The following is a 10,374-nucleotide window of genomic DNA, read 5'->3' as shown; positions in this document are numbered from 1 at the left end:
AGGAAGATCTTGGTCGATCCCCCTGAATAGCAGAGGCCCTTCGCATCCCGCCCACGCTTGACACCGCCGCTGGGCTCTTAACTTCGTGGCATTGGTCGAGCATCTGCCGATGGCAGTAGCCCTCCGGCTGCCCGCCCCGGCCCTCGATCCACGCCGGAACCGGCAGCAGCTCGCGCATCGCCGCCCACTCGGTGTCCGTCATGTCGGAAGGATACTTCGGCCTCCTGTACGGGCGATCCGCGGCGTTCCCGAACCGGTGCGCGAGACAGTCACACGACAGCGGCAGCGAGTTGGACTCCGCCGCTACCGGAACGCAAGACTGCAGCACAGGGCCTCCTGTTGCTCAATTGGATTCGACACCCATGAGCTGTGCAGGAGGCCCTGCCCTCATGCCCGGACATCCGGAAGATCGCCCGACCGAGTCGCCACACTCGGGCCGATGCTCACCATGAAGGCCGTGCGGGGCGGGGCGTACGCCCCGCCCCGCACGGCCGGATGGCCGACGACGTGCTGCGCCTGCCGTCGATCCACCATGAGCGGCACCTACGGCGTCGCCGCCGTGAAGGAGGCGGAGTCGAACTGGTTGATCGCCGACTGGGTGACGTCGTGGGACGTGGAGAAGATGCCCGCGTCCTGCTTCGCCGCCGCCGAGGCCAGCGTCACGGGCTGACCGATCGGGACGTAGTTGGCGCCGTCGTAGGAGTACGAGGCGCTGAACGAGGTGCCTGACCGGGTGAGCTTCACCCAGACGGGGCGGTAGATGTCGACGGAGGCGCGGGCGTCGGTGTCCAGGTACCCGTCGCCGTTGGCGTCCCACTCGAACACGACGCCGTTGCGGGCGGTGACCGCGACGACGGCGTACCCGGCCGAACTGCCCGCCTTGGTCATGTCGTTGCGGACCATGACCCCGGACTTGGCCCAGGCGTTGGCGTCGTTGACCGACACGACCCGGGTGGACACGCTCGAGTCGGCCGTGAACGGGGCAGGCCCGTAGACCGCGCCGAACTGGTCGTCGTGCTGACCGCCGGCGCCCCACACGTCGGCGCCCGCCGCCGCGATCCCGAACGCACCCGCGCTCTGGCCGAAGTACGAGCTGACAGCGGAGCTTCCGGCGGTGCGGAAGGCCGGTGCGACCGGTCCACCGGTCGGGCACCCGGTGAAGCCGAACTGGTTCGCGTTGAGCGAGGTCCGGTACTGCGGTGCGACACCCGCCTGGCAGATCACGTCCCGTGCGCCCGCCGGCCAGTTGGCGCCGGTGATCTTCACGTTGTTGATCAGCTGGTTGTTGTGCGCCGCGGCGTTCGGCGTCGAGGCGCCGCCCGAGTTATACCAGTTGTTCCGGATGACGTTGTCACTGGTGTTGTTGCGGAGGCTGGACGCGTTGGTGAAGAGGAAGGATCCGCCTTGGACCACGTTGTTCTCGTAGGTCATCGAGCGGCTGCCCTCGTCGAGGTAGAGGCCGACTCCCGAGATGTTGAACAGGTAGTTGTCGGAGACCACGCTTCCCGGGCTGGCGGAGAGGTTGTAGACCGATCCGCCGTCGGCGAAGCGCGCCTTCGTGTTGTGCACGAGGTTGCCCTCGACCTGGTTGTCCTTCAGCGTCGTCGGCGTCGTGTACTGGGTGTTCCACTTGTAGTAGCCGCGGTCGACGTAGTCGTTCGAGCCCCCGGCGTCGTTGATGCCCCAGCCGTAGCCGGTGTCGATGCCGTCGTAGGGGACGTTGGAGACCTCGTTGTGCAGGATGCGGGCACCCGTGACGTAGGTGCTGAGGATGCCGCTGTTGTCCTTGTAGTCCACCGACACGCGGTTGATCGTGTTGTCGGATATCAGGACGTCGTGGTTGGTCATCCGCGGATCGCTCGGGTGGTGCGCGTCGGGCAGCACGCCGCCGACCGCGACGCCGTGGCCGCTGTTCTCCGTGAACCGGTTGCCGACCACGTCGATGTCGCCGGCGCCCAGCCCGACCCCGGTCACCGTGGCGTTCGCGTCGTTTCCGATGCCCAGCGCCGACTGGCCGAGGTTGGTGAACGTGTTGCCGGTGAACGAGATGCGGCTGGCCGCGGAGACCTGCACGGCGGCCGGCTCCTGGTACCAGCTGGTGCGCGCCCGCTCGAACATCTCACAGCCGCGGGAGCAGTTGCTGAAGGCGTTGGCGGGGCGGTAGTCGTAGGCGCCCTTGATGAACAGGCCGTTCTGCTGGTCCGCGTACCCGTCGGTGGAGGGGCCGAGCCAGGAGGTTCCGGAGAACTGGATGCCCTTGAAGGCGAGTCCGGTCACCGGCTCGTCGTAGGTCCCGCCGATGCTGATCAGCGACTCCATGCGGGGCAGCTCGATGTCGAGCCGGTTGGGGTCGACCCCGTCCGCCGGCTTGTAGTAGAGCTTCCCGGCGCTCGGGGAGATGTACCACTGGCCGACCTGGGTCAGGAAGCTCAGCGAGTTGTCGAGGTACCAGCTCGGACCGGCCAGGAACGAGTTCTGGACGGTGTCCCAGCCCCAGGTGTTGTTGTCCCACGCGGGCTGCGCCATCGTGATCGCGGTGGGGCTGATGCTCTGGACCGGCGAGTAGCGGTTCGTGAAGTCGCCGAGGGACTCGAACTCGATGCGCCCCTGGTCGGGAAGCGTGGCGAGGTAGCTGAGGGCCGAGTTCTTGATGGTGAGACCGGTCGCGGTGGGAGTGACGTCCGCGTTGGCCAGCCGAATGGCGGCGCGAGGGGCGATCACGCCGTTGACGTAGAGCTGGCGGGTGTCGAGGCCGCTGGGGGTGTCGGCTTCCCAGATGCCCGAGCCCGCCGCGGACTTGGACCAGCCGTTGACCTTCGAGGCGCCGGTGACGACGGGGTGGGCGCCCGGGGCGGCGGTCCACTCGACGGTGTGGTCGCCGCCGTCGTCGTCGGGTCCGAACCGGAGGGGCTCGGCGAGGCGGTAGGTGCCGTCGGCGAGCTGAACCGTCACGTCACCGTGCTTGGTGGCCGGGCCGACAACATGCTGGGCCCGCTCCAGGGAGCACGGCTTCGACTCGCTGCAGTTTCCGGCGTCCTTGCCGTCCGGGGCAGCGAAGTACACCGTCCGGGGCGCGGCTTGCGCCTGCAGGGGAATGAGCGCTGACGCGATGACGGCGCAGGCGCCGAACGCCGCGAGGGCGCCGGCTCTGAGCCTCCGTCGTCTGCTCATCGAGCGGGTCGAGTCTGACGTCGATGTCATGTTCGATCGCTTCCTGTGATAGGGGCGTTGATGCCCGACACAGAGTTAGCATACGTATGATGTTTGCTACAAGATTCGTGTGACGTATGACTTGTAATTCCTCAGGACCGGCTCGTCCGGACCGGGTCCGGGACGAGCCCTGTGACGTGCAGTTCCTCCCACAGCGCCGCCGGGATCTCCGCCCGGTACCGCGCGGCATTGCTGCGCACGTGCTCCTCGGTGCGCATCCCCGTCACCACCGAGACGACGGCGGGATGGCGCAACGGGTACTGGAGGGCGGCCGCGGGGAGCTCCACGCCGTGCCGCTCGCAGACGGCGGCGATGCGGGCGGCACGTTCCACGACGGCCCGCGGCGCCGCCCCGTAGTCGTAGGGCGCCGAGCCGTCCACGGACCTGGTGCTCAGCAGACCGGAGTTGTAGACCGCCGCGGCGACGACACCGACACCGCGGGCGGCGGCGACGGGCAGCAGGTCGTCCAGAGCCGACTGATCGAGAAGGGTGAACCGCCCCGCGACCATCACCACGTCGACGTCGGTCCGCCGCACGAACTCGGCGAGCATCGCCGCCTGGTTCATGCCGGCGCCGACGGCACCGACGACGCCCTGGTCCCGGAGTTCGGCCAGGGCGGAGATCCCGCTCGACGATGCCGCCCCCCAGTGGTCGTCCGGATCGTGCAGATAGGCGATGTCGAGCCGGTCCGCCCCTAGCCGCTCCAGCGACTCCTCCACGGAACGGAGGATCCCGTCGCGACTGAAGTCCCAGACCCGCCGCTTCGCGGCCGGCACGACGAACCCGTCGTCGTCGAGCCGGTGACTCGTCTCCGGGCTGTCCACGAGCAGGCGCCCGGCCTTCGAGGAGAGGATCGCACCTCGCGGGGCGGCCGTGCGGAGGGCGTCCCCCAGGCGGCGTTCGGACAGCCCGAGGCCGTAGTGCGGGGCGGTGTCGAAGTAGCGGATCCCCTCCTCGGCCGCCGCTCTGACGGCGCGCCAGGACTCGTCGTCGGTCGTCTCGGTGAACAGGTTGCCGAACTGGGCGGCGCCCAGGCCCAACTCCGTGAGCTGGTGCCCGGTGCGCAGTCCCCGGGTCGGCAGCGTCGGTTCCATGGATGCGTGGTCGCGTGGCGGTGGATTGCTGGTCACGAGGAGGAGTGTAATCAGGAGAGCATACGTATGATGTTTCCTGTTAGGCTGCGCGGGCTGTGGGCCGGTGCGGCCCACGACATGGCGAGGAGGAGCCGATCGGTATGTTGGCGGCACGTTACACAGGCGCGCGCACAATGGCGGTCGAGGAGCGGGAACCGGCCGACCCGGGTCCGGGCGAGGTCCGGATCGCCGTGGCCTACGTCGGCATCTGCGGCACGGATCTCCACGTGTTCCACGGGGACATGGACGGCCGGGTCGGCGAGTCGGCGACGATCGGACACGAGATGTCGGGCACGATCGTCGCCCTCGGCCCCGGCGTGGAGGGCTGGTCGGTGGGTGATGCGGTGACGGTCATGCCGCTGGCCTGGGACGGCACGTGTCCGGCCTGCCGGGCGGGCAACGAGCACATCTGCCAGAACCTGGACTTCATCGGCATCGACAGCCCCGGAGCCCTCCAGGAGTTCTGGAACGTACCGGCGTCGACACTCGTACGGCTGCCCGCGGGGATCTCGCTGCGGGACGCCGCCCTGGTGGAGCCCGTCGCGGTGGCGGTTCACGACGTACGGCGTTCCGAACTCGGCCCGGGTGACAGGGCGGTCGTCATCGGCGCGGGCCCGATCGGCGTTCTCATCGCCACCGTCGCCTCCGCGTCCGGTGCCGAGGTCGTGATCGCCGAGATCGACCCGACCCGGCGGGCAGCCGCCGAGGAGATGGGGCTGACGACGCTGGACCCCTCGTCGGTCGACCAGGTCGCCTGGGTGGAGGAGTGGACGGACGGCGCCGGAGCGGACGTCGTGTTCGAGGTCTCCGGATCGGCCGGGGCCGTGCTCGGTGCCACCGGCTTGGCGAAGGTCCGCGGCACGCTCGTGGTGGTGGCCATCCACTCGCAACCGCGCCCCGTCGACCTGCACCGCGTGTTCTGGCGGGAGCTGAGGTTGCTCGGTGCGCGCGTCTACCAGCGCCACGATTTCGAGCGCGCCATCGAGCTCCTGGCCGAGGGCGCCATCCCGGCCGAGAAGCTCATCACGGGCATCGTGCCGCTGACCGAGATCCAGTCGGCCTTCGGCGTCCTCGAGGCCGGGCAGGCGATGAAGCTGCTCGTCGAGGTGAGCGCGTCATGAACCCGTTCGACCTGACCGGGCGCCTCGCGGTCGTGACGGGGGCCAAGCGCGGCATCGGGTTCGCCGTCGCCGAGGCCCTGGCCGCCGCCGGTGCCGACATCGTCGGAGTCTCCGCCACCCTCGATCCGGCGTCATCGGCGATCGGCGACCGCGTGCGCCGGCTCGGCCGCGCGTTCTCGGGACACCGCGTCGACTTCGCCGACCGGCAGCAGGTGACCCGGTTCGCCGAGGAACTCGCCACGGGCGAGCGCCCGGTGGACATCCTGGTCAACAACGCGGGGACCATCCGCCGCGCTCCCGCCGCCGAGCACCCCGTGGAATGGTTCGACGAAGTGCTCGAAGTGGACCTCACGAGCACGTTCGTGCTCAGCCAGGTCCTCGGGCGGCGGATGCTGGAGGCGCGGCACGGACGCATCGTCTTCACCGCCTCCCTGCTCTCGTTCCAGGGCGGGATCAACGTGCCCGGCTACGCGGCCGCCAAGTCCGGCGTGGCGGGGCTGATCCGGGCCCTGTCGAACGAGTGGGCCGGACGCGGTGTGACGGTGAACGGCATCGCCCCGGGCTACATCGCGACGGACAACACCCAGGCCCTGCAGGACGACCCCGACCGGTCCCGCGCGATCCTCGAGCGGATACCGGCGGGGCGGTGGGGAACGGCGGAGGACATCGCGGGAGCCGCTGTCTTCCTGGCGTCGGACGCCGCGCGCTACGTCTCCGGAACCGTTCTGCCGGTCGACGGTGGCTGGCTCGGCCGATGAGTGCGGTCTGACGGACGGGCACGTGCCGATCCCCTGGGTACGACGGGACCGGTTCGCGACGCGGGCGTCGGCGACCTCCACGAGGCGGCCGGCCCTCGCGGCACGACCGGTGCACGGACAGCAGCGTTGACACGGGCCCCGGGCTGCCTCGGTGTCGAGGCAGCCCGGGGCAGGACGGGTCGGAGCCGACGGCCCCCGGTCGGCGACCCGTTGCACACCACCAGCCACGAGAGCGTGGTTCCACCGCTCCGGAGGCGCCACGTCACCGGGATCCGCTCGCCCTCTTCGGCGGGGACGCGGGCCGGTTCCCCCGCGCGCAGCGGGTCCCCGGGCAACGCTGCGGTCGGCATCAGGCGGAGGAACGGGCCGGCGGCGCCTGCGCGGACCCGACCACCCAGTGGCCTCGCCGCGGAAGCGCACACAGACCCGGCAATGGCTGAAAGTCGCCGCGTGCCGCCCGCACTTGATACCGCTGTGCGGATCCCGCCCGGCATCCCCCCGTGGCACCGGGCCGCCGGCCGACCCACCCCGGCCGTGGCACCGGCCGGCCCCCACCCGCCCGCCCGAGGGGGACCGCCGAACGCGGTCCGGACGTCCGGGGCCGCGTCGCGGAACACGTGGGGCACCGAATCTCCGGTCGCTCCGGCGGAGTTGAGCTCCACCGCTGTGAGCACGTACGACGTGGCGACAGGGGCTCCCGGGTGCCGGTCGCGCGGCGCCCCCGACCGCCGACGGACCGTGCCTTCACGCCCGCGGGCGACGCCAACCACCCGCACAGGACCGCCGTTCGACGTACCCGTCAAAATCGGAACAACAACGGGCCACCCAAAGTGATGACAAACATCATACGTATGCCCTACAGTCCTGGCGCAGAGTCGTCAACGAAGTCGACAAGACAAGGACATCTCATGGCCGGAATCCACACTGCGGTGCGCTCGCGCCGTAAAACGTCGACCGCCGCCGTCATATGCGCCGCAACGGCGCTCCTCACCCTCGCCGGTTGCGGCGGCGGGGGCACCGCGGCGAACGGCGCGTACGGCTTTCCCGAGGCCAAGCAGGAGGCATCCTCGGAGATCACCGTCTGGGTGGACGCGGACCGGCAGGCCGCCGCGAAGGCGTTCCAGACGGCGAACCCGGACACCAAGATCAAGGTCGTCACCTACGACGGGTCGGCCAACGGGTCCAACTCCTTCCGGACGAAGATGCAGCTCTTCGACCGCGCCGGCAGCGGCTGGCCGGATGTCGTCTTCTCCAGCCAGAACAACGACGCTGCCTGGGCCAGCCAGAAGAGCGGCGGCAAGCAGGCGTTCGCGGCCGTGCTCGACAAGGGCCTGGTCCCGAAGGACACGCTCGGCAACTTCACCGAGGGCTCGCTCAACCCCTGCACGGTGGAAGGACGCGTGTACTGCCTGCGCAACGACCTCGCCCAGGCGGTGCTCTGGTACAACAAGTCCCTGCTGGACCAGTTCGGCTACACCCTCCCGACCACATGGGAGGAGTACCAGGCGCTCGGGGAGAAGGTCGCCAAGGAGCACCCCGGCTACATCGTCGGGACGGCCGGCGACGCCTGGACGCCCGAGGTGTTCATGTGGGGCAGCAAGTGCCAGGCCAATGACGTGACCGGCCCCAAGTCCGTCTCCGTGAAGACCGACTCGACCGAGTGCAAGCGGGCGGCCACGCTGCTCGACACCCTCCGCGGCAACGGGACGGTGCCGGTGGTCAGCGTGTTCACCCCCGAGTTCCTGAAGAAGTACACGGGCAAGGTGCTGATGATGCCGGGTCCGGCCTGGTACGCCGGCGCGATCTTCAACAACCCCCAGTCGCTCAACGTGAAGGCCGGGCAGCTCGGCGTCGCCGCGCCGCTGCCGTGGAAGGGCGAGAGTGGGGCAGCGACGGGCAACGTGGGTGGCGGAACCTGGTTTGTCTCCAGCCACTCGAAGAACCTGAAGGCCGCCGAGAAGTTCGTCCAGTTCGTCACCACGGACGACGCGTACCAGGTCGATGTCGCACCGGGGTACCCGGCGTACGCGCCCGCCGCACAGAAGTGGGTCGCCAAGCAGGAGGCGAGCAAGTACTACGCCACCCCGCTGCAGCCGGTGGTGACCGCGGCGTCGCAGGTCTGGGACGGCTGGGGCTACCCCACGTACAGCCAGGAGGCGATCTGGGCGAAGACCATCACCCCGGGCGTCACGGGCGGCAAGTCGATCGTGGACCTGCTGCCGGACTGGCAGACGGCCATCGCGAACCAGGCCAAGGTCAACGGATACAAGGTGAACTGACATGACCCTGGCTCCTCCGAGTGGCCGGCCGGCCGTCGACGCCTCGGGGCGTCGGCGGCCCGGCCGGGGCGGCGGCCGGGCGGCCGGCCGCGCGTTGGCTCGCAGTCCGATCGGCTATCTCTTCGTCTCGCCCTACGCGTTGCTCACCGTCGTCTTCGGGATCGTGCCGTCGCTCTACGCGCTGTTCCTGGCCTTCACGAACGCCGACGGCGGATTCGCGGGCTTCGACAACTTCACCACGGTCGTCGGGGACTTCCGGTTCTGGCCGGCCGTGTTCCACGTGACCGCCTACCTCGTCATCTGGCTCCTCGGGCTGGTCGTGTTCGTCGTCGGCCTGTCGCTGGTGGTCCACGCCATCGGCGTGCGGTGGGTGAGCACGACCCTGCGCTTCGTCTACTACCTGCCCGGCGCGCTCGCGGGCGCGTCCAGCGTCCTGCTGTGGCTCTTCGTCCTCGATCCGACTGCGAGCCCCGTCAGCGGCCTGCTCAAGGCGATGGGGTTCGAGAGCTTCGTGCAGGTGATCCAGCCCGGCAACCTTCCGGCGATCTTCGCGATCATCGCGTTCTGGACCGGAGCCGGCGGATGGATCCTCATCATGTACGGCGCGCTCAACAACATCAGCACCGAGGTGATCGAGGCCGCACGCATCGACGGTGCGAACGCCTTCCAGATCGCGCTGCGGATCCAGCTTCCGATGCTGCGCAAGTGGGTCGCCTACATGGGCGTCATGTCGCTCGCGGCCGGCACCCAGCTGTTCGTCGAGCCGCAGTTGCTCAGCCAGGCCAGCAACGCGGTGGTCCCCAACGACTACTCGCTCAACCAGCTGGCCTACCAGTACGCCTTCCAGCAGAACGACTTCAACGGCGCGGCCGCGATCTCGCTGATCCTGCTGGTCGTCGCACTCCTGCTGTCCTGGGTGTTCGTGACCCGCGGCGGCCTGTTCGAGAAGGAATGACCATGGCAGCACTCTCCGCCGCACGCCGCCGGCCGAGCCTCAGCGGGTGGAGCGGGCGGTCCATCGCAGGCGTCCTGCTCGCCGTCTTCGTCCTGTTCTTCGCCGTCCCGATCGTCTGGCTGCTGCTGGCGGTGACGAAGTCCTCGAAGACGCTCGTCGTCGCGGACCCGTTCTCGATCGGGTCGTGGTCGGACCTCGTCGCCAACTGGCACCAGTTGTTCGCCTTCCAGGACGGTGCGGTGACGACCTGGATCGGGAACTCCGCGCTGTACGCGATCGGCGCTCTGGTGATCACGGTCCTCGTGAGCATCCCCGCCGGCTACGCGCTCGCGCTCACGGAGTTCAGGTTCCGGCAGGCGCTGCTGGTGCTGACGCTCGTCGTCATGCTGATCCCCAACACCGCACTGGTGCTGCCCATCTTCCTCGAACTGAACAGCGTCGGCCTGATCGGGAGCCCGCTGTCGGTGATCCTGCCCATGTCGTTCTTCCCGTTCGGCGTGTATCTCACCTACATCTACTTCTCGACCAGCATCCCGCGTGACATCCTCGCCGCCGCGCGCATCGACGGCTGCAACGGGTTCCAGGTCTTCTCGCGGGTCGCCCTTCCGCTGGCCGCCCCGATCGTCGCCCTGGTGGCGTTCTTCAGCTTCGTACAGAACTGGAACAACTTCTTCCTCCCGTTCGTGATGCTGCCCTCGAGCGACGGCTATCCGATCCAGGTCGGGCTCACCTCGCTCCTGGCGTCGACCCCGGCTTTCAATCCCAGCTCCGCGGGATCCGACTCCGTCCAGCTGCCCACCTTGGCGCTGGGCACGATCGTGTCGATCCTGCCCGTCCTGGTCGTCTTCCTCTTCTCCCAGCGATTCCTGGTCGCAGGCATGACAGCTGGAGGAACCAAGGAATGACCACTCGCCCCTG

Annotated in this window: 7 protein-coding genes and 1 pseudogene; 5 read left to right on the top strand and 3 right to left on the bottom strand. The window is 69.2% G+C overall.

Translation table 11 applies throughout. The features are described 5' to 3' along the window. The 3 genes and pseudogenes from ACIP98_RS36750 to ACIP98_RS36740 form a co-directional block, all read right to left on the bottom strand. Positions 1-202, bottom strand: a pseudogene (locus tag ACIP98_RS36750) (hypothetical protein); the annotation flags it as partial. Positions 203-543: 341 nt separating this feature from the next. Next, positions 544-3,201 carry a right-handed parallel beta-helix repeat-containing protein gene (locus tag ACIP98_RS36745; protein WP_401980514.1) on the bottom strand — a complete coding sequence of 886 codons (2,658 nt, stop codon included), beginning with the start codon at positions 3,199-3,201 and terminating at the stop codon, positions 544-546. Between the two features lie 101 nt (positions 3,202-3,302). After that, entirely contained in the window at positions 3,303-4,304 is a 1,002-nt protein-coding gene (locus ACIP98_RS36740; RefSeq protein ID WP_401980521.1) for an aldo/keto reductase, read from the bottom strand. A 140-nt stretch (positions 4,305-4,444) separates the two neighbouring features. On the opposite strand from ACIP98_RS36740, the gene ACIP98_RS36735 reads away from it, so the two are divergent. The 5 genes from ACIP98_RS36735 to ACIP98_RS36715 all read left to right on the top strand — a co-directional run bounded on the left by ACIP98_RS36735 (position 4,445) and on the right by ACIP98_RS36715 (position 10,361). Continuing rightward, the gene (locus ACIP98_RS36735) at positions 4,445-5,464 is read left to right on the top strand and encodes an alcohol dehydrogenase catalytic domain-containing protein (protein WP_319663249.1); all 1,020 of its coding nucleotides are present in this window, start codon (positions 4,445-4,447) and stop codon (positions 5,462-5,464) included. Further along, a complete protein-coding gene (locus tag ACIP98_RS36730; protein ID WP_319663248.1) occupies positions 5,461-6,222 on the top strand; it encodes an SDR family oxidoreductase in 762 nt (253 codons plus the stop codon). The genes ACIP98_RS36735 and ACIP98_RS36730 overlap by 4 nt, the downstream gene beginning before the upstream one ends. Positions 6,223-7,130: 908 nt before the next feature. After that, a complete protein-coding gene (locus ACIP98_RS36725) occupies positions 7,131-8,501 on the top strand; it encodes an extracellular solute-binding protein (RefSeq protein WP_319663247.1) in 1,371 nt (456 codons plus the stop codon). Between the two features lies 1 nt (position 8,502). Next, positions 8,503-9,456 carry a sugar ABC transporter permease gene (locus ACIP98_RS36720; protein WP_319663246.1) on the top strand — a complete coding sequence of 318 codons (954 nt, stop codon included), beginning with the start codon at positions 8,503-8,505 and terminating at the stop codon, positions 9,454-9,456. A gap of 2 nt (positions 9,457-9,458) precedes the next feature. Then, a complete protein-coding gene (locus tag ACIP98_RS36715) occupies positions 9,459-10,361 on the top strand; it encodes a carbohydrate ABC transporter permease (RefSeq protein WP_401980510.1) in 903 nt (300 codons plus the stop codon). Positions 10,362-10,374 lie beyond the last annotated feature (13 nt).

Origin of the sequence: Streptomyces sp. NPDC088354 (assembly GCF_044753585.1) — a bacterium.
GTDB lineage: Bacteria > Actinomycetota > Actinomycetes > Streptomycetales > Streptomycetaceae > Actinacidiphila.
Note: the sequence above shows the minus strand (reverse complement) of the source record. Positions and strands in the feature narration are given on the sequence as shown.

Coding starts and splice junctions, on each gene's coding strand:
- ACIP98_RS36720 (WP_319663246.1), top strand. CDS start 8,503: ATGACCCTGGCTCCTCCGAGTGGCCGGCCGGCCGTCGACGCCTCGGGG.
- ACIP98_RS36715 (WP_401980510.1), top strand. CDS start 9,459: ATGGCAGCACTCTCCGCCGCACGCCGCCGGCCGAGCCTCAGCGGGTGG.
- ACIP98_RS36735 (WP_319663249.1), top strand. CDS start 4,445: ATGTTGGCGGCACGTTACACAGGCGCGCGCACAATGGCGGTCGAGGAG.
- ACIP98_RS36745 (WP_401980514.1), bottom strand. CDS start 3,201: ATGACATCGACGTCAGACTCGACCCGCTCGATGAGCAGACGACGGAGG.
- ACIP98_RS36740 (WP_401980521.1), bottom strand. CDS start 4,304: ATGGAACCGACGCTGCCGACCCGGGGACTGCGCACCGGGCACCAGCTC.
- ACIP98_RS36730 (WP_319663248.1), top strand. CDS start 5,461: ATGAACCCGTTCGACCTGACCGGGCGCCTCGCGGTCGTGACGGGGGCC.
- ACIP98_RS36725 (WP_319663247.1), top strand. CDS start 7,131: ATGGCCGGAATCCACACTGCGGTGCGCTCGCGCCGTAAAACGTCGACC.